This window comes from Enterobacter sichuanensis (assembly GCF_009036245.1).
Taxonomy (GTDB): domain Bacteria; phylum Pseudomonadota; class Gammaproteobacteria; order Enterobacterales; family Enterobacteriaceae; genus Enterobacter; species Enterobacter sichuanensis.
This window is the reverse complement of record NZ_CP027986.1, coordinates 2,417,002-2,439,404: the sequence shown is the minus strand read 5'-3', so window position 1 is coordinate 2,439,404 and position 22,403 is coordinate 2,417,002. Positions and strand designations below refer to the sequence as shown.

24 protein-coding genes are annotated in these 22,403 nt (G+C 53.9%); 16 read left to right on the top strand and 8 right to left on the bottom strand.

Features of this window, described 5'->3' with window-relative positions:
• Window positions 1-2: 2 nt before the first annotated feature.
• From C1N69_RS11770 to C1N69_RS11745, 6 genes are all read left to right on the top strand, one after another.
• Window positions 3-929, top strand: a complete 927-nt coding sequence (locus C1N69_RS11770; protein ID WP_155031247.1) for an amino acid ABC transporter permease — start codon at window positions 3-5, stop codon at window positions 927-929.
• A complete protein-coding gene (locus tag C1N69_RS11765) occupies window positions 913-1,686 on the top strand; it encodes an amino acid ABC transporter ATP-binding protein (RefSeq protein ID WP_045285033.1) in 774 nt (257 codons plus the stop codon). Before C1N69_RS11770 ends, C1N69_RS11765 begins: the two co-directional genes overlap by 17 nt.
• 9 nt (window positions 1,687-1,695) lie before the next feature.
• The gene (locus C1N69_RS11760) at window positions 1,696-2,583 is read left to right on the top strand and encodes an ABC transporter substrate-binding protein (protein WP_155031246.1); all 888 of its coding nucleotides are present in this window, start codon (window positions 1,696-1,698) and stop codon (window positions 2,581-2,583) included.
• A gap of 41 nt (window positions 2,584-2,624) precedes the next feature.
• Entirely contained in the window at window positions 2,625-3,242 is a 618-nt protein-coding gene (locus tag C1N69_RS11755) for a glutathione S-transferase family protein (RefSeq protein WP_025760199.1), read from the top strand.
• 37 nt (window positions 3,243-3,279) lie between these two features.
• Window positions 3,280-3,510, top strand: coding sequence for a tautomerase PptA (gene pptA, locus C1N69_RS11750; RefSeq protein ID WP_025760198.1), 231 nt, complete (start codon window positions 3,280-3,282; stop codon window positions 3,508-3,510).
• Window positions 3,511-3,688: 178 nt separating this feature from the next.
• Complete coding sequence (locus C1N69_RS11745; protein WP_155031245.1) at window positions 3,689-4,690, top strand: Kdo(2)-lipid IV(A) acyltransferase; 1,002 nt, start codon at window positions 3,689-3,691, stop codon at window positions 4,688-4,690.
• 44 nt (window positions 4,691-4,734) lie between these two features.
• Here C1N69_RS11745 and C1N69_RS11740 read toward each other — a convergent pair whose 3' ends face one another.
• Window positions 4,735-6,420: an NAD-dependent malic enzyme gene (locus C1N69_RS11740; protein WP_155031244.1), complete on the bottom strand. Its 1,686-nt coding sequence runs from the start codon at window positions 6,418-6,420 to the stop codon at window positions 4,735-4,737.
• 416 nt (window positions 6,421-6,836) lie between these two features.
• On the opposite strand from C1N69_RS11740, the gene C1N69_RS11735 reads away from it, so the two are divergent.
• Window positions 6,837-8,162 (top strand): 2-hydroxycarboxylate transporter family protein, encoded by a 1,326-nt coding sequence (locus tag C1N69_RS11735; RefSeq protein ID WP_045285029.1) that lies wholly within the window; start codon window positions 6,837-6,839, stop codon window positions 8,160-8,162.
• A gap of 34 nt (window positions 8,163-8,196) precedes the next feature.
• Here the strand turns inward: C1N69_RS11735 and C1N69_RS11730 are convergent, their stop codons facing one another.
• Complete coding sequence (locus C1N69_RS11730) at window positions 8,197-8,658, bottom strand: winged helix-turn-helix transcriptional regulator (RefSeq protein ID WP_155031243.1); 462 nt, start codon at window positions 8,656-8,658, stop codon at window positions 8,197-8,199.
• Window positions 8,659-8,719: 61 nt separating this feature from the next.
• On the opposite strand from C1N69_RS11730, the gene C1N69_RS11725 reads away from it, so the two are divergent.
• Window positions 8,720-8,956: a tautomerase family protein gene (locus C1N69_RS11725; RefSeq protein WP_025760193.1), complete on the top strand. Its 237-nt coding sequence runs from the start codon at window positions 8,720-8,722 to the stop codon at window positions 8,954-8,956.
• A gap of 41 nt (window positions 8,957-8,997) precedes the next feature.
• Here the strand turns inward: C1N69_RS11725 and C1N69_RS11720 are convergent, their stop codons facing one another.
• Window positions 8,998-9,297, bottom strand: a complete 300-nt coding sequence (locus C1N69_RS11720) for an ArsR/SmtB family transcription factor (RefSeq protein WP_025760192.1) — start codon at window positions 9,295-9,297, stop codon at window positions 8,998-9,000.
• Window positions 9,298-9,457: 160 nt separating this feature from the next.
• Here C1N69_RS11720 and fusA point away from each other — a divergent pair, with 160 nt between their 5' ends.
• The gene (gene fusA, locus C1N69_RS11715; RefSeq protein WP_155031242.1) at window positions 9,458-11,560 is read left to right on the top strand and encodes an elongation factor G; all 2,103 of its coding nucleotides are present in this window, start codon (window positions 9,458-9,460) and stop codon (window positions 11,558-11,560) included.
• 68 nt (window positions 11,561-11,628) lie between these two features.
• Here fusA and C1N69_RS11710 read toward each other — a convergent pair whose 3' ends face one another.
• Both C1N69_RS11710 and C1N69_RS11705 read right to left on the bottom strand, forming a co-directional pair.
• On the bottom strand, window positions 11,629-12,054 hold the full coding sequence (locus C1N69_RS11710; RefSeq protein ID WP_059386926.1) for a DUF3828 domain-containing protein: 426 nt from the start codon (window positions 12,052-12,054) through the stop codon (window positions 11,629-11,631).
• 260 nt (window positions 12,055-12,314) lie between these two features.
• Entirely contained in the window at window positions 12,315-12,887 is a 573-nt protein-coding gene (locus C1N69_RS11705; protein WP_095440595.1) for a flavin reductase family protein, read from the bottom strand.
• Between the two features lie 108 nt (window positions 12,888-12,995).
• Here C1N69_RS11705 and nhoA point away from each other — a divergent pair, with 108 nt between their 5' ends.
• The gene (gene nhoA / locus C1N69_RS11700) at window positions 12,996-13,832 is read left to right on the top strand and encodes an N-hydroxyarylamine O-acetyltransferase (protein WP_126800089.1); all 837 of its coding nucleotides are present in this window, start codon (window positions 12,996-12,998) and stop codon (window positions 13,830-13,832) included.
• A 9-nt stretch (window positions 13,833-13,841) separates the two neighbouring features.
• Here nhoA and C1N69_RS11695 read toward each other — a convergent pair whose 3' ends face one another.
• The 3 genes from C1N69_RS11695 to C1N69_RS11685 all read right to left on the bottom strand — a co-directional run bounded on the left by C1N69_RS11695 (window position 13,842) and on the right by C1N69_RS11685 (window position 16,610).
• On the bottom strand, window positions 13,842-14,795 hold the full coding sequence (locus C1N69_RS11695) for a GlxA family transcriptional regulator (RefSeq protein WP_155031241.1): 954 nt from the start codon (window positions 14,793-14,795) through the stop codon (window positions 13,842-13,844).
• Window positions 14,796-14,856: 61 nt separating this feature from the next.
• Window positions 14,857-15,606, bottom strand: a complete 750-nt coding sequence (locus C1N69_RS11690) for a cysteine hydrolase family protein (RefSeq protein ID WP_155031240.1) — start codon at window positions 15,604-15,606, stop codon at window positions 14,857-14,859.
• A 74-nt stretch (window positions 15,607-15,680) separates the two neighbouring features.
• A complete protein-coding gene (locus tag C1N69_RS11685; RefSeq protein WP_059386932.1) occupies window positions 15,681-16,610 on the bottom strand; it encodes a LysR family transcriptional regulator in 930 nt (309 codons plus the stop codon).
• A gap of 154 nt (window positions 16,611-16,764) precedes the next feature.
• Here C1N69_RS11685 and C1N69_RS11680 point away from each other — a divergent pair, with 154 nt between their 5' ends.
• The 6 genes from C1N69_RS11680 to citE all read left to right on the top strand — a co-directional run bounded on the left by C1N69_RS11680 (window position 16,765) and on the right by citE (window position 22,377).
• A complete protein-coding gene (locus tag C1N69_RS11680; protein ID WP_155031239.1) occupies window positions 16,765-17,853 on the top strand; it encodes a 4-oxalomesaconate tautomerase in 1,089 nt (362 codons plus the stop codon).
• A 68-nt stretch (window positions 17,854-17,921) separates the two neighbouring features.
• Complete coding sequence (locus C1N69_RS11675; protein WP_155031238.1) at window positions 17,922-19,166, top strand: MFS transporter; 1,245 nt, start codon at window positions 17,922-17,924, stop codon at window positions 19,164-19,166.
• A gap of 71 nt (window positions 19,167-19,237) precedes the next feature.
• Window positions 19,238-20,101, top strand: coding sequence for a fumarylacetoacetate hydrolase family protein (locus C1N69_RS11670; protein WP_104557741.1), 864 nt, complete (start codon window positions 19,238-19,240; stop codon window positions 20,099-20,101).
• 18 nt (window positions 20,102-20,119) lie between these two features.
• Window positions 20,120-21,187 carry a [citrate (pro-3S)-lyase] ligase gene (gene citC, locus C1N69_RS11665; protein ID WP_155031237.1) on the top strand — a complete coding sequence of 356 codons (1,068 nt, stop codon included), beginning with the start codon at window positions 20,120-20,122 and terminating at the stop codon, window positions 21,185-21,187.
• A gap of 24 nt (window positions 21,188-21,211) precedes the next feature.
• The gene (gene citD, locus C1N69_RS11660) at window positions 21,212-21,502 is read left to right on the top strand and encodes a citrate lyase acyl carrier protein (protein WP_047958684.1); all 291 of its coding nucleotides are present in this window, start codon (window positions 21,212-21,214) and stop codon (window positions 21,500-21,502) included.
• Window positions 21,502-22,377, top strand: coding sequence for a citrate (pro-3S)-lyase subunit beta (gene citE, locus C1N69_RS11655; protein WP_059386937.1), 876 nt, complete (start codon window positions 21,502-21,504; stop codon window positions 22,375-22,377). The genes citD and citE overlap by 1 nt, the downstream gene beginning before the upstream one ends.
• The last annotated feature ends 26 nt before the right edge of the window (window positions 22,378-22,403 follow it).

Here is a 22,403-nt window from a genome sequence, read left to right as displayed (position 1 = left end):
CGATGAGAAACGTTGAAACCATAAAGGTGGTCCCGGCGCGTTATCCGCTGCGGACCGTTGGCGCCGCGGTGGCGCTGTTTGTCCTGGCGGTCGTGATTCAGTCCGTGGCCTTTAACCCGCGCTGGGAATGGGGCGTGTTCGCCCGCTGGTTCTTCGACCCGGTGATCCTCGACGGTGTCGGCCAGACCCTGCTGCTGACGCTGATCGGCACCGCGCTGAGCGTCGTGTTTGGCGGCATGCTGGCCCTGGCGCGACTCTCGTCGTCCTGGCTGTTGAGCAGCCTGGCGTGGGCCTACATCTGGCTTTTCCGGTCGCTGCCGCTGATCGTGGTGCTGATCATCCTGTACAACTTTTCCTATCTCTACGACACGCTCTCGCTCGGCGTGCCGTTCACCGGCATCACCTGGGGCAGCTTTGAAACCATCAACGTGCTGGGGCAGTTCTCCACCGCGGTGGTGGGGCTGACGCTGGTACAGAGCGCCTATACCGCCGAAATTATTCGCGGCGGCTTCCTCGGCGTTGATCACGGGCAGTATGAGGCGGCTGCCGCGCTCGGCCTGCCGGCCTGGCGTCGTACGGTGCGCATCATTTTACCCCAGGCGCTGCGCACCATTCTGCCGTCGGGATTCAATGAGATCATCAGCCTCGCCAAGGGCACGGCGATGGTGTACGTCCTGGCGATGCCGGAGCTGTTTTATACCATTCAGATGATCTACAACCGCACCCAGGAGGTGATCCCGCTGTTGATGGTTGGGGCCGCCTGGTACCTGGTGATTACCACCGTCTTGTCCGCTATCCAGTACGGTGTCGAACGCGCTCTTGCCCGTAGCGAACGCCGTTCTGCCGTTAACCAGAACCGCGCCACCCGGCGTAGCCGTTCTGTCACCGCCACGCCAGCACAGGAGCCCGTCCATGCCAGCCTCTCCTGAAGGACATATCTCGATTACCGGCGTCAGTAAATATTTCGGTCGCCATAAAGCCCTCGACAACGTCACGCTTGAGATCCCGCCAGGGTCCGTGACGGTGATCCTCGGGCCATCCGGGTCGGGCAAATCGACGCTGCTGCGCACCATTAACCATCTGGAGCGCGTCGACGAAGGTTTTATCCAGATTGACGGCGACTACATTGGCTATCGCCGTCAGGGCGACAAACTCTTTGAACTGAAAGAGAAGGAGATCCTTAAGCAGCGGGTCAACGTGGGCTATGTGTTTCAGAACTTCAATCTCTTTCCGCACCTCACGGTGCTGGAAAACCTGATAGAAGCGCCGGTCGCGCATAAAAAACTCAGCAAGAAAGAGGCGGTGGAAAGGGCCTACAGCCTGCTGGATGTGGTGGGGCTGCGGGATAAAGCGGACGCCTGGTCCCGCCATCTTTCCGGCGGCCAGCAGCAGCGCATTGCCATTGCCCGCGCGCTGGCGCTGCGGCCTCGGGTGATGCTGTTTGATGAACCCACCTCGGCCCTCGATCCGGAGCTGGTGGGTGAAGTGCTGGATGTGATCAAGAAGCTGGCCCGATCCGGCACCACGCTGGTGGTGGTCACCCACGAGATCGGCTTTGCCCGGGAGGTGGCGGATCAGGTGGTGTTTATGGTCGACGGAAAAATTGTCGAGCAGGGCAGCAGCGACGAGGTGTTAAACCGTCCGTCGCACCCGCGAACGCGCCAGTTCCTCTCTAAAGTGCTGTAAGGAGCGACAATGAAATATGGACTTCTGGCGGGGCTGATCTTTTCAGCCGCCAGCCACGCCAGCATTGATTTAAAAGCCAACGAGCAGCCGCTGCCGGTGACGGTGGATCGGCAGGCTGTGGCGAAGATCCCCGCCAGTTATAAATTTGTTGAGCCGGGAACGCTGACGGTTGCCATCTCGATGCTGAACTCCCCGCCGCTGGCGCTGCTGGCCAGCGATAACCGCACACGGATTGGCAGCGACCCGGATATCGCCCGCCTGCTGGCGGGCAGTCTGGGGCTGAAGCTGAAGCTGGTGCCGACGGCGTGGGAAGACTGGCCGCTGGGGATCGCCTCCGGGCGTTACGACGTGGCGCTGGTGAACATTGCGGTGACCGAACAGCGTAAAGAGAAGTTTGATTTCGCCACCTACCGCGTCGACTCGCTGGCGTTTTCGGTGAAGTCGACCAGTGATATCCAGTCGATTAAACGTGCGGAAGACCTGGCGGGTAAAAAAGTGATTGTCGGCTCGGGCACCAATCAGGAACGTATTCTGCTGGGCTGGAACGAGGAGAACAAAAAGGCCGGACGCGAGCCTGCGTTGCCGGTTTATCTCCACGACGATGCCTCAGGCAATCTTTACATCCAGTCCGGCAGGGCGGATGTGTTCTTCGGGCCGCAGTCGGTCTCGGCGTATAAAGCGGCGCTGACCGGCAATACCCGCGTGGTCGGTTTGGGGCCGAAGAAAGCTTATGTCGCCACCACGACCAAAAAAGGCAATCAACTGGTTTATGCCCTGCAGGCCGCGCTCAACGGTGCGATTGAGCGCGGAGAGTACCAGAAAGTGCTGGCGCGCTGGGGGGAGCAGGGCGAGGCGGTGGAACAATCGGAGGTCAACCCGCCTGGGATAACCTACTAATGGTGCTCTACACTTAGGATTTTCACTCCTGAGGGGGCAAAATGATTAAACTTTATGGCGTACCCGGCTGGGGCTCGGCAATCAGTGAAGTGATGCTGACCCTGGCAGATATTCCCTATCACTTTATCAACGTGGACGGGTTTGACCAACCTGGTCCGCAGCGTGAGTTACTGCAAAAACTGAACCCGCTGTGTCAGGTGCCGACGCTGGAGCTGGAAAATGGCGCGATCATGACCGAAACGGCGGCAATAGCCCTGATGGTGCTCGACCGTTGTCCCGATCTGGCTCCGCCCGTGGGTCAGGCTGAACGTCAGCAGTTTCAGCGTCTGCTCATCTGGTTTGTGGCGAACGTCTATCCCACCTTCACGTATGCAGATTATCCCGAACGCTGGGTGCCGGACGCACCGGAACAGCTGCAGAAAAACTGCATTGAGTACCGGAAATCTCTCTATTTGTGGTTCGAAAACCAGCTCAGGGCGGCCCCGTTTGCGCTGGGTGAACGGCTGACGCTGCTGGATGTGTATATTACCGTGGCGCGTACCTGGGGGCCTCGTCACGCCTGGTTTGCGGAAAATACGCCGAAGCTGACGGCCATTGCGGACACCGTATGCCAGCTGCCGGAACTGCACAAGGTGTTAAAGGCAAACAATATTATCTGATAACGTGGAACCCTCATTCACAACCGGAAGCCTGCACATGCCACACGTAGATATCAAATGTTTTCCCCGTGATTTGAACGACGAACAAAAAAACGCCCTGGCGGCGGATATTGCCGAGGTGATTATTCGCCATTTCAACAGTAAAGACAGTTCAGTGTCGGTGGCGTTGAACCAGGTGAATCCCGAGGACTGGAAAGCGCAGGTCTGGGATACCGAAATAGGACCCAAGCTGGACGAGCTGATCAAAAAGCCCGGCTATTCAATGTAAGATCGTCTGCCGGGGAGCGGCTTTGTCCTTCCCGGCTTTCCGCTTTTCGCAAAAATCGTAAAAATGCGTTTTGTCTTATCCGCTACACTTCACGTTTCTGACTGACATTTCATAAATCCTTAGGAAAGATCTTCAACCGAATCAGTTAAGGACAGACACGTTAAAGGATAATTTTCTGATGACAAAATTACCCCGGTTTTCACTCGCCTTTCTTCATCCCCGGTACTGGCTAAGCTGGACAGGCATTGCCGCACTGTGGCTCATCATGCTGCTGCCTTATCCGCTGTTGTTCCGGATCGGTCATGGCCTTGGCCGACTGGCGATGCGTTTACTCCCTCGCCGCGTCGCGATTGCCCGCCGTAACCTTGAACTCTGCTTTCCTGAGATGAGCGCGGACGAGCGCGAAACCTTGCTGCAGCGTAATTTCGAATCGGTAGGCATGGGCGTCATCGAAACCGGTATGGCCTGGTTCTGGCCTGCGTGGCGGGTGCGGAAATGCTATACCGTGACCGGGTATGAACATATGGAAAAGGCGCGTGAGAAAGGCAATGGGGTGGTGCTCGTTGGTATGCACTTTCTTACCCTTGAGCTGGGCGCGCGGATCTTTGGCATGCTTAACCCGGGCATTGGGGTCTACCGTCCCAACAATAATGCGTTGCTGGACTGGCTGCAGACCCGCGGGCGTCTGCGTTCCAATAAAACCATGCTCGATCGCCATGATTTAAAAGGCATGATCCGCTCGCTGAAGCAGAATGAAATCTTGTGGTACGCCCCGGACCATGACTATGGGAAGACCAATAGCGTCTTTGTGCCGTTTTTTGCGGTGCCGGATGCCGCCACGACGGCGGGCAGCTATATGCTGGTCAAAAGCGCACGGCCTGCCGTCGTCCCCTTCGTGCCGCGGCGCAAGGCGAACGGCTCAGGTTACGAACTGATTATTCTTGAGGATATCAGCGAGGCGCTGCAGGGCGGCGATAAAGAAGCCGTGGCGACGCAGATGAACAGGGCGATTGAGCACGCGGTACGGATGGCGCCAGAGCAGTATATGTGGCTGCACCGTCGCTTCAAAACGCGTCCTGAAGGGGTAGCGGACCGCTATGCCCGCCAGAAACAGACGGCGACACGGCATGATATTCTCTCCGCCGGCGATTTTTCTGACCGCTCAGGCGTACAGCACTGAAACCTCAGCGACGCCCTCACCCTGCGGTGAGGGCGTGACCGGCGCTACAGCGCGGAGCGGCGGTAAGGCGCATAGTCCGCCTGCCACCAGGTCTTCTCGATACGCGCCATCAGCTCCTCATCATCTATTGCCGGGGCGACGCCCTGTGCAATTGCGGCGCGGGCGACGGCAACGGCAATCTGACGTGAGACCGTTTCAATCTGATCTACCGGTGGCAGCAATCCCCCTCTTTCTGTCGTCACCAGCGGAGACTGCGCGGCCAGGCTGCGGCTTGCCGCCATCAACATCTCTTCCGTCACCCGGCGAGCATGACAGGCCAGCACACCCAGTCCCAGGCCCGGGAAGATATAGGCGTTATTACACTGGGCGATCTCGTAGTGCGCATTCTCCCAGAATACCGGTGCGAACGGGCTGCCGGTGGCGACCAGCGCGGCACCCTGGGTCCAGGCGATAAGATCCTGCGGCTGTGCCTCTGCCCGTGACGTCGGGTTAGAGAGCGGCATGATAATGGGGCGCGGACAGTGGCGATGCATCTCTTTGACAATCTCTTCGCTGAACAGTCCAGGCTGGCCGGAAACGCCAATCATCACCGTCGGATGCGCGTTCTTCACCACGTCCAGCAGCGAGATATTTTTCGCCTCTACCGGCCAGTGACAAACGGTTTCGCGGGCGGTAAGCAGGTTTTTCTGGAAATCGAGCAGGTTGGTCATGTCACCGGTCAGCAGGCCGAAGCGATCGACCATAAAGATCCGGCTGCGGGCTTCGGATTCGGTCAGACCGTCATCCACCATCAGCGCGACAATTTTTTCGGCGATCCCGCACCCTGCGGAACCGCTGCCGAGGAACACCACCCGCTGATCGCGTATGCGCGTGCCCGCGGCATGCGCCGCCGCAATCAGCGTACCGGCGGTGACGGCTGCAGTGCCCTGGATATCATCATTGAAGCAGCACAGCTGGTCGCGGTAGCGCTGCAGCAGTCTGGTGGCGTTTTTCTGGGCAAAGTCTTCAAATTGCAGCAGCACATCCGGCCAGCGCGCCTTGACGGTACTGATAAACATATCCATAAATTCCGCGTACTGATCGTCGGTGATGCGCGGATGGCGCCAGCCCATGTACATCGGGTCTTCCAGGTGCTGCTGATTGTTGGTGCCGACATCCAGCATAATCGGGAGAGTGGAGGCCGGATGGATCCCTCCGCAGGCGGTATACAGCGACAGCTTACCAATCGGAATACCCATGCCGCCAATACCCTGATCGCCGAGTCCTAAAATACGCTCCCCGTCCGTGACGACAATCACCCGAATGTCGTTGCGCGAGAAACTTTGCAGCATCTCATCGATACGGTGGCGGTTTGGCCATGAAATAAATAAACCGCGCGCACGACGATAAATGGTAGAGAAATGCTCGCAGGCTTCCCCTACGGTCGGGGTATAGATTATCGGTAACGTCTCTTTCAGATGCGAACGCAGAAGGTTGTAAAAGAGGGTTTCATTGGTGTCCTGAATATTGCGCAGATAAACATGGCGGGAAATATCGCTTTTAAAATGGCAGAACTGCATCCACGCACGTTCGGTTTGTTCCTCAATGGTTTCCACGTTGTGTGGTAATAAACCATGCAGATTAAAATGATCGCGCTCTTCTTTAATAAAAGCGAGACCTTTATTTAATAACGGATTTTCCAGCAGTACGGCTCCATTATAGGGCGTGTACAGAACTTCTTTGCGGGACATAGTTAACTCCTGAATTTATTAATAAAACAGATTGAGAAAACAAGCGGGCAGGCATGAAGTTTGAGGTTTTCATGTCGGTATTTTATCTGTTTTGTTGCAGCGCTAATCTAACGGTTCGCCTACAGGGCAGGAGTGATAAGGGTCACAATCTCTCTGGTTTTATTAATTTCAAAAAGATTACCTGGATGGCTGTCATTAACTTTAGTTACATAATAATGAATTAAGTTATTTAAAATAAAAGAGCTGTGCTGTTCACATTTCCCTGCGTTTCTCCATGTTAATTTCGCGCTGAGCCTGTTTTAAGAAAAGGCCAGGTAAGTCATTATTTTTATATTAAAGAACATTTATTGCTATCAGGAATAGATTCCAGTTTATTCCTTTCTCTGTTTATCCGAACACAATTTTCAGGTGATTATATGAAAGATAATCCTGTACCGACTTCTGAACTGTCGTCCTCGCGTTTCGCCTTTGGCCTCAACAATACCGAGGTGGGCGCGGTTCCGCTGATGCTGTTTGTCGGGATCGCCGCCATTGTGGCGACGTCTGCCTGGGCAGGGCTGCTGCCGAAAAATATGATCGGTGGTCTCGCGGTCATCATGACGCTCGGTTTCGCGTTTGCCAAAGTAGGGCGTCAGATCCCCTTGCTGAAAGATATCGGCGGTCCGGCGATCCTCTGCCTGATGGTCCCCTCTGTACTGGTCTATTTTGGGGTCTTCGGGAAACAGACCCTTGATACGGTGCATCTGCTGATGAAAGAGGCGAATCTGCTCTATTTCGTCATCGCCTGCCTGGTGGTCGGCAGTATTCTGGGGATGAACCGGGTACTGCTCATTCAGGGGATGATGCGCATGTTTGTTCCGCTGGTGGCGGGGACATTCATGGCCGTGCTGACCGGGCTCATTGTGGGATCACTGTTTGGTTATACGCCTTACCACACCTTCTTCTTTATCATTGTGCCTATCATTGGCGGCGGGATTGGCGAGGGAATTTTGCCCCTCTCCCTGGCCTATTCGGCCATACTGGGACAAACGCCGGATGTTTTTGTTGCGCAACTGGCACCTGCTGCGGTTGTGGGGAATATTTTCGCCATTGTGTGTGCAGGCTCGCTGGCGCGTCTCGGGACCAAACGTCCGGCGCTTTCAGGAAATGGCATGCTCACGCGCAGTAAAGAAGACACCAGCCTGTTTGCCGGGGCGCAAAGTGCTCAACAGACGGATTTTCATCTGATGGGGGGCGGATTACTGATGGTGTGCGCGTTTTTCATCGTCGGCGGATTGTTTGAAAAACTGGTCCACATTCCCGGCCCGGTGCTGATGATTTTGATTGCCGTGCTGTGCAAATACTTCAGCGTGATCCCGGCCTCCATGGAGCAGGGGGCGCACAGCTGTTATAAATTTGTCTCCGCTGCGCTGGTCTGGCCGCTGATGATTGGCCTCGGGATGTTATACGTGCCGCTTGAGAGCGTGGTCTCAGTCTTCTCGGTGGGGTACGTGGTGGTGTGCGGTTCGGTGGTGATTGCGATGGCGCTGAGCGGCTACTTTATTGCGTCGCGTCTGAACATGTATCCTGTGGAAGCGGCCATCGTCACCTGCTGCCATAGCGGTCTGGGCGGGACAGGGGACGTGGCCATTTTGTCCGCCTCTAACCGGATGTCCCTCATGCCGTTTGCACAAATTGCGACCCGCATCGGTGGCGCGTCGACGGTGATCATCGCCACGCTGCTGATGGGGTGGATAATGTAACGTGCTGCGGGTAAGCCGGGTGACGTTGCCGGGCTTACCCCTTTGGTGCCGGCACAATCTGCACCTGGTGGGGTTTCACCTCATGACCCTGCGTATTCACATAGCCAATATGCAACGGATCGCCTGTCGCTTTATCCACCAGCGTTAAATGCGGTGCGGTGTGTAACACCTGTCTGTGTCCCCATTCCATCAGCGCCAGAAGTACCGGGGCAAGGGTGCGGCTTTTTTCGGTAAGCTGGTACTCATAGCGTTCCCGTGCTCCTTCTTCCCGGTAAGGTATTCGGGAGAGCAGCCCCAGCTCCGTCATCAGTTTTAAACGCGTCGCTAAGGTTTGTTTCGTGATCCCGGTATGGCTACGCATGGTTTCGAAGCGCGTCACGCCGTAAAACGCCTCCCTCAGGATCAGCAAAATCCATTGATCGCCCACGATTTTTGCCCCTTCAGCCAGACCGCACAGTTCGGGCGAGAGGTAAGGCAACGATTTTTCTTTTGACACCTGCGGGTTTCCTTTCTAATCTGAGTATGATTTTTAGACCTTGGTTATTAGGGAGAATACAATGCCTTTTGTGAATGTACAAACGATTAAAGGGATCATGAACGACGAGCAGAAGAGCGAGCTGCTGCGCCGGATGACGGACTTGATGGTGGAAATCGAGGGAAGAGGGGATCCCGAGTTCCGTCGCTCGGTCTGGATCCGTATTGATGAGCACGACCCTGAGCAGTGGAGCCTCGGAGGATTACAGCCAACCGCTGAAATGATTGCGAAGACATTCGCGACAACACAGCCGTCCTGATGCAAAGCCGGGAGGTGTAATCGCCTCCCGGCACGACCGGGTTACGGCGTACGTAGCAAAATCTCCATTAGCCCCGGAAAGCGGGCATCCAGATCTTCTCTGCGCAGGGAGATCATATTTTCTCGTCCCTGTGGACGTTGCCAGATCACCCCGCTGTCGCGCAACACGCGCCAGTGATGGGTCATTGTGGATTTCACCACTTCATCCGGGCGCAGCGCATTACAGCTGAGTTCGCTGCCATCGGACAGGCGGCGAATAATCGACAGCCGGAGCGGGTTGCCAAGGGCAAACAGCACATTTTCCAGCAATATTTGTTCAGTTTCGGGATGGTTAGGGATCATCGTTTTCCTGCGCAGGGTGTCAGATTGAGCTATATCAACAATAGGTCAACCTTTAAAAAATAGTTCGATAATACTCGTACAATAGGACTATTATAGCAAACGAATGAGTAAGCGACCATCCCGGTCGTCACAGAGACGTCATACTGACTAAGGAAATATCATGCCCCGACCCATTCCTCTCGAACGTTATCGTAACATCGGTATCTCCGCGCATATCGATGCCGGTAAAACGACCACCACCGAGCGCATCCTGTTTTATACCGGGATGAGCCACAAGCTGGGCGAAGTACACGATGGCGCGGCAACAACCGACTGGATGGCGCAGGAGCAAGAGCGCGGGATCACTATTACCTCCGCGGCCGTCAGCTGCTTCTGGCCGGGTATGGACAGAGGCTTTGAACCGCACCGGATCAACATTATCGACACCCCGGGGCACGTGGATTTCACCATTGAGGTTGAACGTTCCATGCGCGTCCTCGACGGCGCCGTGATGGTGTATGACTCCGTCGGGGGCGTTCAGCCCCAGTCCGAAACCGTCTGGCGTCAGGCGAATAAATACCACGTACCGCGTCTGGCCTTCGTCAACAAAATGGACCGTCCGGGTGCCGATTTCTTCCGCGTCGTGCGGATGATGCAGGAGCGCCTGAAGGCGAATCCGGTACCGATTGTGATCCCGGTAGGCGCGGAAGAGCACTTCACCGGGGTGGTGGATCTCATCAAGATGCGCACCATTCTGTGGGACGATGCCACGCAGGGGATGGTGTTCACCTACGCGCCCGTGCCGGATGATTTAGTGAATACCGCCCGGGAGTGGCGGGAAAAAATGGTCTCGGCGGCGGCGGAAGCCAGCGACGAACTGATGGATAAATACCTGGAAACGGGCGATCTGGACGAAGCGGAAATCATCAGAGGGCTGCGTATTCGCACCATCTCGGGTGAAATCCAGCCGATGCTGTGCGGCAGCGCGTTTAAAAACAAGGGCGTGCAGCGCATGCTCGATGCGGTGATTGAACTGATGCCGTCGCCGCTGGACGTGCCCGCTATCGATGGTGTAGATGAAAAAGGGCAACATGCTGAGCGTCATCCCAGCGATGATGAGCCATTCTCCGCACTGGCGTTTAAGCTGATGAGTGACCCGTACGTCGGCCAGCTGACCTTCATCCGCGTGTACTCTGGCGTGCTGCGCAAAGGCGACGCGGTGTATAACCCGGTGAAAGGGAAGAAAGAGCGGATCGGGCGTATCGTGCTGATGCATGCCAACGATCGCCATGAGGTGGACGAACTGCGCGCCGGGGATATCGCGGCCTGTGTTGGGCTGAAAGATGTCACCACGGGTGACACCTTAACAGACCCGAATGCGGTGATCACCCTAGAACGCATGGAGTTCCCCGATCCGGTTATCTCGCTGGCTATCGAGCCGAAAACGAAAGGCGATCAGGAGAAAATGGGGATCGCCCTGCAGCGTCTGGCAGCGGAAGATCCCTCTTTCCGCCTGCATACTGACGAAGAGTCCGGTCAGACCATTATTTCCGGGATGGGAGAGTTGCACCTGGAGATTATCGTCGACCGCATGAAGCGTGAGTTTGGCGTCGAGGCAAACATCGGTCGTCCGCAGGTCACCTACCGGGAAACCTTGCGTAAAGCGGTGAAGGATATCGAAGGCAAATTTGTCCGTCAGTCCGGTGGGAAAGGGCAGTACGGTCATGTGGTGCTGAGCCTGGAGCCGACCGAGCCCGGCAGTGGCTTTACGTTTGAAGATGCCACCAAGGGCGGCGTGGTGCCTCGCGAGTATATTCCGTCCGTTGAGAAAGGGCTGCGTGAAGCCATGAACAGCGGTGTGCTGGCCGGATATCCGGTTGTCGATGTCAAAGCGACGCTGACGTTTGGTTCGTATCACGATGTCGACTCCTCGGAGATGGCCTTCCGCATGGCGGCCATCCTCGGCTTTAAAGAGGGGGCGCGCAGGGCGGATCCGGTGATCCTTGAGCCGATCATGCACGTGGAGGTAGAAACACCCGAAGAGTACGCTGGCAATATTATGGGCGATCTCTCTTCCCGTCGTGGCATGGTTCAGGGCATGGAAGAGCAGTACGGAAGCCAGATCATTCGCGCGGATGTACCGCTGGCGGAGATGTTTGGTTACGCCACGACACTGCGCTCAATGTCCCAGGGGCGCGCGACGTATACGATGGAGTTCCATCATTTTGCGGAAGCTCCGCGAAATGTGGCGGATGAGATTATTGCGCGGCGTGCGAAGAGTTGATTAATTGCACATGGTAGTCCTTGGGCTACCATGTGCTTTTACTGCTCTAGCCGGGGGCTATCGGTTAATTACTTGATCAGCGTGGCCGATCGAACTTTCCATTTCCCTTTTTCCTGAACGAGACAATCTGCTACAACGTGATCTTGTTTCTTACCAAACGCGATATAAACGTTTGTGCAAACGGCATCAAAATCAGAATGCAGGACGGTTATCTGATTCCAGTCCTCATCCCAATCCTGCGCTTTAATGAACATATCCGCATCAGGCATGTCTTTCTCGTTACTATCCCCTGAGTACATTTCCTTAATTGCAGCAATTGTCCCTGAGGCAACGTATTCATGCATGATGTCTGGATTGAGAACCGGCGGTTTGTCCTGATTCAGCTGCGCGATATACCATTGGTTGAATTTGAGCGCTGCCTGCTCTGGGGCATAGACACTTCCAGCAACCGCGAACGGAGACAGGGCAAAGAGAAAAAAGTAGAGTATTTTCATTAGTCGTGCCTGAACAGTGCGTATTTTCCACCGGTTCTGATTGCTTCGGTGACGTAGCGAGCACAATACCCCGTGCTTTTCGGTTGGGCGTGTGATTTGGCATACGAGATTGCGCCATCTTTATTCCATGTCATTGATATTTCCTTAATGTGAGGGTGCTAATGCATCAACTCCAGAAATATCCTCCGTTTTACAACGCAATAGTAAACATAAAATGCCATAGAAATTTACTATAATTCAGTAAGATATGACTTAGGCAATCAATCCAGCGCCTTCACCATCTTCCCACTTGCCACAAACGTTCCGGCCCCAAGATGATGCAGTGTATTCAGCTTATCACCGTCAAACTGCCAGCGTCCTTCGACAAACGCGCGCTCATCCGCTGCCGCTGAAACCACTTCGCCAAACAACGTATCGTACTTTTCTGCTGCGGATGTGACGGGTAATAACCGACACTCCATCCACGCCAGACATTTTTCTTCTATGACGGGCAGGCCGAGGGCGGGACCGTTTACCACCGGGATCCCGTAACAGTTGAATTTGTCTTCATCACGTCCACTGACGCTACCCACCGCCCAGGTCCAGTTGGCTGCAGCCACGCCGGGAATGACGATGCCAAACTTCCCGCTGCGTTCAATCAGTTCGCGCGACCAGGTGCTTTTATCCACCACAATAGCGATGCGCGGCGGTTCAAATTCCACAGGCATGGACCAAGCGGCGGCCATCACGTTGCGTCTGTCCAGGGTTTCATCCCGACTGGTGATAAGTACGGTGGGGCCGTGGTTCAGCAGACGGCTGGCATGCCGTAATTCAACAGGGCGAAAGTGACTCATAGGATCTCCTCATCTACAAAGATGAGTATGCAGAAAAAGCACGGAAATCAAAGTGGACGCGTAGAATTAGTTTATAAACACAGCATCACTATCAAAGGAAACTGATATATGTCCCCCTTTCTGACTGCCTATTACGCTCGCATCGGCTGGAAGCAGCCGGCCTCTGTGGATATCGACACCCTGCGCGCGCTGCATTTGCATCACAACTGTGCGATCCCTTTTGAGAATATCGATGTCGTCCTGCCGCGCGAAATCCAGCTTGACGATGGGTGCCTGGTCGACAAACTGGTGACAGGGCGACGTGGGGGATACTGCTTTGAGCAAAACGGCCTGTTCGAGCGCGTCTTGCGTGAAGTCGGGTTTACGGTGCGTAGCGTGCTCGGGCGCGTGGTATTAGCTAATCCGTCGCAAATGCCGCCGCGTACGCACCGCCTGCTGTTGGTTGAGCTTAACGGAGAGCGCTGGATTGCCGACGTTGGGTTTGGCGGCCAGACGCTGACGGCGCCGATTCGTCTGCTCGCTAACGAAGAACAGGAGACGCCGCACGGGCTGTATCGTCTGCTGAGCGAAGGCAACGACTGGGTGCTGCAGTTCCGCCATCACGACCACTGGCAGTCGATGTACCATTTTGACCTGACAACGCAGTATTTCAGTGATTATGTGATGGGGAATTTCTGGTCGGCGCACTGGCCGCAGTCGCATTTCCGTCACCATCTGCTGATGTGTCGCCATCTGCCGGATGGCGGCAAGCTGACGCTAACCAACTTCAACTTTACCCACTGGCAGAACGGTCATGTGGAGGAGCAGATCCATCTCCCCGATGCCGCGGCGCTGTATCAACTGATGCAGACGCGCTTTGGGCTGGGCGTTGATGATGCGAAACACGGTTTTTCACTGGCAGAGCTGACGGCCGTGATGGCGGGTTTTGATACGCACGGGAAATAACCTGGACCGCTATCGGCCGCGAAATTCGCGTCGATAGCGGGAAGGCGACGTATTCAGCCGATTGTTAAAGTGACGACGCAAAGAGGTTGTCGAGGGAAACCCGACGCGCTCGGCAATGTCATCCACCGGCTGGTCAGTTTTTTCGAGATAGCGTTGCGCGACGCTAATGCGTTGGTTCAGCAGCCAGCGCGAAAAACTCTCCCCGGTTGTTTGCTGAATACGTCGGGTAAAGCTGCGGCGGCTCATACAGGCCTTTTCCGCCACGCAGTCCAGCGTGAGGGCGAGCGCAAGGTTCTCCGTTGCCCAGGCCAGCGCGTTGGTGAAATTATCCCCGCGACGCGTATTCTGAACCGGTAATTCGACATATTGTCGCTGTCCACCCTGACGATGGGGCGGTACAACCAACAAACGCGCGACGCTGTTTGCCACTTCTGCTCCCCATGCCTGACGCACCAGATGCAGACAGCAGTCGATACTGGCCGCTGTTCCTGCAGAAGTGACAACGTCACCATCATCGATATAAAGTACGTCATTATTCATTTGCGCACAGGGGTAAAGGCGCTGAAAGTCAGCTGCCCATCGCCAGTGCGTTGTCACAGGCCGGTTTTTCAATAGCCCGGCGGCCGCGACAACAAACGCGCCCATACACAAACCGACAATACGTGCTCCTGCGGCATGGGCATTTTGCAAGGCCTGCAAAAGTTCTGGTTCAGGAACATGCTCAGGGACATCCCAGCTTGGGACGATGACCATATCCATTCCGGCCAACGCATCCAGCCCGCGCTCAACGACGATAGAAAAACCCGCATTGGTTTTAAGCACACCAGGCGTCGTGGCGCAAACAACCAGCTGACAAAGTGGCTCACCTTTCGTCGTCAGCGCTTTCTCAAACACGGCATACGGCACCGACAGGTGAAAAGGGATGATGCCATTAAATACCACAATACCAATTTTCAACGTCATATCAGTCTCCATGTGCCAGCCAGTATAGAAGTCTGGCTGGCGACAGGGTTTAAGTCCGGTCTTATTTTGTGACTGGCAGTGCTATAACGTCTTCAGTGGTCATTATCTCAGCGAATACATCGGCAACACCGGCTAATGCCGCACGTTGCAGTGTTTTGTGATCCACCACGCCACCCTGACCGTCATCCAGATCGCGTGTTGCTGTTGCATCTTCTGGAATAATCACGCTGTAACCCAGCGGTACGGCGTCACGCGCAGTAGACGAAATGCACATATGCGTCATCAGACCAATCACAATCACGGTTTTAATCCTTTTTTTCTTTAATTGCGCATCCAGATCGGTACCAACAAAAGAACTGGGGGTCGTTTTGGTGATAATAGTGTCTTGCTCAGAAGGTTGCAGATCTTTATGGAATTGCGCATAGACAGACCCTTCGGCGAACAGCGGGCTATCCACCGGCCCCAGATGACGCACGAAGTATACCGGCAGCCCGATATGATGGGCATAGCTGACCAGTTTTTGGCTATTCTTAAGGACTTTCTCGCCATCCGGGATAACCATCTGACCGCGAAAATCGTTTGATGCGTAAAATTCGTTTTGAATATCCACGACGATTAACGCAGTGTCAGAAGCAGATAAAGATTGCGTTGCCGTTGCGCCCGTCATCGCGCGAATTGTTTTGCTATTCATCCGGGGTGTCTCCTGTTCGGTAGCGTAAGTGGAAAACGTAATTATCATGCCAATCAGCAATGCCGTACGAAAAATGGATATCTTCACGTGAATTCCCTCTGTGTTCTGTTCGGGAGCCATTATTTCGCACAGTCATCAACGACAGGAGTCACCTGGAACACCAATACCGGTACTTTTGGGCCAATATGAGACGGTTACAACTGCGTAAATTTGCCAATCCAGGGGCTGCGGTTTTCACCGGACCACAGATGTAAAACCATCTCCCGGAACTTCTCCGCCGCCGGGCTCAGGGTTGTTTCCCGGCGCTGTACCAGCCCCAGGGTGCGGCGTATGACGGGTTCAATCAGCGGACGGCTGACCAGAATATGATGTTCATCGGTCGGCATCGCCAGGCTGGGAACGACAGAGACGCCAAGACCCGCTTCCACCATCCCCAGTGACGTTGACAGATGACGCACTTCATAAAACCAGTTCGGTTTCCAGGCCATTTTCTCGAACGCCTGATCGATAAGCGAACGGTTCCCGCTGGAACGCCTGACCCCAATCAGCTTCATGCCTGCCAGATCGTCCCAGGTCACCAGCGGTTTTTTCGCCAGTTCATTGTCGCGGCGGCATGCCAGAACAAAAGGTTCGTTCACCAGCGGGGAAAAATCGATATTCGGATGTGTGATGTTTATCATATTTATACCGAAATCTGCGTCGCCATTTAAAACCGCTTCGAGACAATCGCTGGCACTGTGCTCAAGGATGCGGATCCGGATGTTTGGGTAGTCATTGTTATAATCTCGTATCACTGAAGGCAGGAAATAGAAGGCGGCAGTAGGGATACAGGAAACCGTAATAACCCCTGCCTGATGTGTCGCCATCTCTTTAATACTCAGGACTGAGCTTTCATAAAAATCGATTAAATTCTTTGCCTTAGGCAAAAATTCTCTTCCCACCGTCGTGAGCTTGACGCTGCGCGTTGAACGCTCAAACAGCGTGGTACCCAGACTTTCTTCCAGTTTTTGAATTCTTCGTGTTAACGCCGGTTGTGAAATATGAAGAAATTGCGACGCTTTTGTAAAACATCCGATTTCTGCAATTTTTACAAACGCTTGTATTCCCTGTAATTCATGTTGCATGTCTGCATCCCATTTTCGCTTTTCTTAAACCACGATAACGCAAGGGTTATTAATGTGCAAAACGTATTAATCCCGCTTTTTTTGACATTAGAGTTATCAACTGGAGTGTGAAAACCTTATTGCGCTCCTGATAAAAGTGAAATGAGAAAAAGACATGCTAAAGATCCCATGTGTATTAATGCGTGGCGGGACATCAAAAGGTCCCGTCATTCTGGCCAGCGACCTGCCAGCGGAAACCGACGCGCGTGATGCGGTTTTACTCAGCCTGATGGGCGCGGGCCATGAACTTGAAATTGACGGTATTGGCGGAGGAAGCCCGCAAACCAGTAAGGTGGCCATCGTCAGTCCTTCCGACAGCCCGGACGCTGATGTGGATTATCTCTTTGCGCAGGTGATGGTCAACGAACGTCGCGTCGATACCACACCCAACTGCGGCAATATGCTCTGTGCCGTGGGGCCCTTTGCGATAGAAAAAGGGCTGGTGAAGGCGCAAAGCCCGGTAACGACGGTGCGGATCCGTAATCTTAATACCGGGACTCTGGTTGATGCGGAAGTGCAAACGCCAGATTTCCGGGTCGTGTATGAAGGCGATACCCAGATTGACGGTGTGCCGGGTACCGCTGCGCCCATTGGCTTAACGTTCCTGAATTCTGCGGGTTCTAAAACAGGAAAATTACTGCCAACGGACAGCGTGACAAACGAATTCGACGGAATTGAAGTCACCTGTATCGATATGGCAATGCCCATGGTATTGATTGACGCCTCAGCCCTGGGAAAAACAGGAGGGGAGTCACCCGCAGAGTTGGACGCTGATAAGGCCTTTAAAGAACGACTGGAACATTTGCGTCGTCAGGCTGGCGCCGCGATGGGCTTAGGGGACGTGTCCAACAAAGTGATCCCTAAACCGGTTCTGCTCAGCAAGGCGCGTAACGGCGGAACGCTTCAGGTGCGCTATTTCATGCCACACACCTGTCATAAATCACTGGCGATTACCGGATCAATTGGTATTTCGACCGCGACGCTCATTGAAGGCTCCGTCGCCGCGAAAATCATCGCCGACCGACCAAAGGAACGCTTTACCAATATTATTGATATCGAGCATCCAAGTGGAAAAATATCGGTGTCACTATTGAGGGAAGATAACAATATCGAAAATACCCGTGCGGCGGTTATTCGCACTTCACGTAAATTATTTGAAGGCGTTGTTTGCGTACCTGAGAAAATGCTCTCTGAAGTGGATTAAATAAAGTCCAAAAAATATCTGTCTTACACAACGAATTTCTGTACCTTAACTATAATACTGAGGTTATTATGGCGTTAACGCATGCTAACAATACCCAGAAAGCATCTGAGCCGGTAAAAGCCAGCGCGCATATTCGCGTAATTCTGGCGCTGGCATTATCCGGGCTTGCTGAACTTGCTTCTCTGTTTTTTATTCAACCTCTGCTGCCGACGCTGGCTGTGGAATATAATGTGCCAGTCAGTCAGGTGAGTATTATCCTGTCAGCAGAAACGGCGCTGCTGGCAATTGGCTTGCTGTTTACCGGAACGTTATCCGATCACTATGGCAGGAAGCGGTTAATTATTGTCTCCCTTCTGCTGGGCGGGATCCTGACGCTGCTCTGCCCGCTGGTGGAGTCCTGGGCGGTGCTGGTGGCGCTGCGTGCGGTGATTGGTCTGGCGCTGAGCGGTATCGCGGCAGCGGCAACCGCCTACATCAGTGAGGAAGTCGCACCGGTAGCGGCAGGGATCGTCACGGGGTATTTTGTCTTCGGTAACTCGATGGGCGGCATGTCCGGCCGTATTGTTGCCAGCCAGCTTATCGATCACGTTTCCATTAATGTCATCTTTTACGGCTTTGCCGTCAGCCTGATTGCGGTTGCCATTCTGGTGAAATTCCTGCTGCCTGAATCCAAAAACTTTACCCCTACGCAGAACCTGAACGTGATGCGAATGGTGAAAGGGGCGGCATCGCATTTCAAAAACAAAAATCTGGCGCTGGCGTTTGTCATCAGCTTTATTATCTTCGGCGCATTTACCTCTCTTTATAACTATCTGGCTTTCTTCCTGAAGGGGGAACCGTTCCATATTTCACCGGCTAATGCAGGTCTGCTCTCCTTTAGCTTTGCCCTGAGCTTCTTTACGGCTCCGCAGGCCGGTCGCTTATCCGCGAAATATGGCGCGATGAAAGTCTTGCGCGTGCTGTTCCTGATCATGGCCTTTGGCATGCTGCTGACGCTGACGTCGAATGTTGTCACCTTTATTGTGGGCGCGGTCATTTTTACCGGCTGTTTCTTCGGCTGCCACTCTATTGGCTTAAGCTGGGTCAGTAAAAATGCAACCCATGCAAGAGGCCAGGCCGTCGCGCTCTATTTATTCTTCTACTACATGGGCGGTTCGGTTATTGGTTTTATCAACGGTTTTGTTTTCCATTCAATGGACTGGCTGGGAATGACAGGATTTATTCTGGCCTTACTCGGGGTTGGCGTTGTGGTGGCAACGTATCTGGCATCTGGTAATAAACCGGTGCTGGTAACGGCGCAGTCAGCAGAATAAAACATCAGGCAAGGTGTTCACGCCTCAGGGCGTGAACACAGAACGAATATGTATATCAATCGGGTATCATCATGAAATTAGCAAGTTATATTCATCAGGGCCGTAAAAGCTACGGGATTTATACACCATCCGGCATTATCGATTTGGGTAATAAAATCGGCCATCACTACGCGACGTTGAAAGATCTCCTTCAGTGGGATGCGGTTGACGTTGCCAGGCAATATCTCGATTGCCCTGTGGATATGATGCCTGAAGAGATTACCTTTTTACCCGTTATTGAAGAGCCTGGAAAGATTTTCTGCGTTGGTATGAATTACGCTGAAAAAAGAAAAGAGTTTGCCGAGACCAATAATGCGCCCACGCTGTTTATTCGCTTTCCTGATTCACAAACCGGGCATGCGCAGCCGGTGATAAAACCGGTTCTCTCCAGCGAATTCGATTATGAAGGCGAGCTGGCCGTTATTATCGGTAAACCTGGCAGCCGGATTGACGTGAATAACGCGCTCAGTCATGTCGCGGGATACAGCTGCTATATGGATGGTTCCGTTCGCGACTGGCAGCACGCCTGGTTCACTGCCGGTAAAAACTGGACGCAAACCGGCGCCTTCGGCCCCTACATGACCACGGCGGATGAGATCCCCGATCCACATGCATTGACCATTCATACCTGGCTGAACGGCATGCTGGTTCAGAATGACTCCACCGGCAGCATGATCCACAAAGTGGCGGATCTTATCGCCTACATCAGTACGTTCACCTCTCTCAGCGCTGGCGACGTCATTATTACCGGTTCGCCAGGCGGCGTCGGCAAAAAGCGTAATCCGCCGCTGTTTATGCACCATGGCGATCGCGTTGAAGTTGAGATCGAAAACCTTGGTCGCCTGATGAACACCATTGTGGAAGCTCAACCGCAGCCGGAAGAGCTCGCTGTCTAAACGCCCAGGAGAGAGAAGATGTTCAGCGCCAGAACACCCGAGTTTGAGGTTATTAACGCCGGTAACGCTCAGGCCAGAGAGGAGGTTGCCGCTTTCCTGGCCCGCAACGGTTTAGGTATTGATGACGATATTGCGCAATTTATTGTTGCCCGCTATCAGCGCCATCTTGTCGCCTGCACCGGCATTGCGGGTAACACGTTGAAGTGCATCGCAGTGGATGCCGGGTGGCGGGGCACGTCGTTAATCCTGACGTTAATCCATGAGGCCGAACTGCAGGCGGCACAGAACGGTGAACATCAACTCTTTCTCTTTACCTGTCCGGATAACGTGAAGTCATTTCGCGGATGCGGCTTTTATCCGCTGGTGACGGTCGGGAAGCGTGCGGCATTAATGGAGAATACGCCGGTGGGGATTCATCGTTATTGCAGCGAACTTCGCCGTCATCATCTCGTGCCGGGAAATACTGTTGGCGCGATTGTGATGAACGCGAATCCGTTCACCCTGGGCCATCAATATCTGATCGAGCATGCAGCAAGCCGGTGCGACCACTTGCATGTTTTCGTGGTTCAGGAAGATGTCTCCGCGTTTTCATTTAAAGAACGCTTCGCGATGGTCAGGGACGGTTCGCTGCATATTCCTAACGTCACGGTGCATCCGGGGTCTGCGTATATTATTTCTCGTGGCACCTTCCCGGGCTATTTCCTGAAAGACAAGCAGGTCATTGATAAAGTCTATGCGGCCATTGACCTCCTGCTGTTCAGAAATTACATCGCCCCGGCGTTGAATATTCATCATCGTTTCGTGGGTACCGAACCGTTCTGTCCGTTAACCGCTGAATATAACCGGGCAATGCATCGCTGGCTGGAAGACGAAACCAGCGAGGCGCCCCATATTTGCGTCCACGAAATAGAAAGAAAAACGGATGGCTTTAATGTGCCGGTCTCGGCTTCAGCTGTTCGTCGTTTATTAAAAGAAAACAACATCGCTGCCGCCAGCCGCATGGTGCCAGCCACCACGCGCGCGTTTCTGAATAACGGAGTGCAGCATCAGCGTTGCTTATCCGAGCCGCTGACGGCAGCGGTTTAAGCGCATTACCACAGGAAAATGGATATGAAAATTGTACAAGCCGCGATGGCGGGAACGCTGGAGTCCAGCGACCTCATGGTTAAGGTCAGCCCCGATGAGAGCGGGCTGGACGTGGTCATCCACAGCGAAGTCTATAAGCAATTCGGCGACCGAATTGCAGAAGTGGTGAATGAAACGCTCTCTGCGTTCAACATCGAACAGGGGCAGATCATTATTGATGATAAAGGCGCGCTGGACTGCGTGATCCGCGCCCGCGTGCAGGCTGCACTGCTCAGAGGGACAGCCCGGGAAGACATTGCATGGGAAACGTTATAATGAAAAAGTTACGCCGCAGTATGTTATTTATTCCCGGTTCAAGTGCTGCCATGTTGTCGACGGCATTTATCTATAAACCAGACTCCATTATGTTTGATCTGGAAGATGCCGTGGCGCTGAAAGAAAAAGACAGCGCGCGCCTTCTTGTATTTCATGCCCTGCAACACCCGATGTACAACGATATTGAAACCGTTGTTCGAATTAACCCGCTAAATACTCCTTTCGGTTTAAAGGATCTTGAAGCTGCCGTCAGGGCGGGGGTGGATGTTATTCGTCTGCCGAAAACCGACTCTCCGGAAGATATTTATCAGCTCGAACGTGAAATCGTCCGCATTGAAGAAACCTGCGGCCGTCCTGTTGGCTCCACGAAATTAATGGCCGCGATTGAATCTGCCGTGGGGGTCATTAACGCGGTCGCCATTGCGAAATCGTCCGACCGTTTAATGGGTATTGCGCTGGCCGCTTTTGATTATGTGATGGATATGCAAACCGAGCGGGGCGACGGGACAGAGCTGTTTTATGCACGGTGCGCGGTATTACATGCCGCGCGCGGAGCCGGTATTGATGCGTTCGACGTGGTGTACGCCGACGTCAATGACGAGGCCGGGTTCCTGAAAGAAGTGGATCTTATCCGCCGGATGGGCTTCAACGGAAAATCGCTGATTAACCCGCGACAAATTGAAATTCTTCATAACGCCTATGCTCCCACCCAGGAAGAAGTGGATTACGCACAGCGCGTGCTTGCCGCCGCAGAAGAGGGCGAACGCAACGGACTCGGGGTGATCTCGCTGAACGGCAAAATGATCGACGCGCCGATTATCAACCATGCCCGTGTTGTTATCGAACGCAAAAATGCCTCTGGCATTCGTCAGTAATCACCTTTTTTCGCAAGCGACAGGAT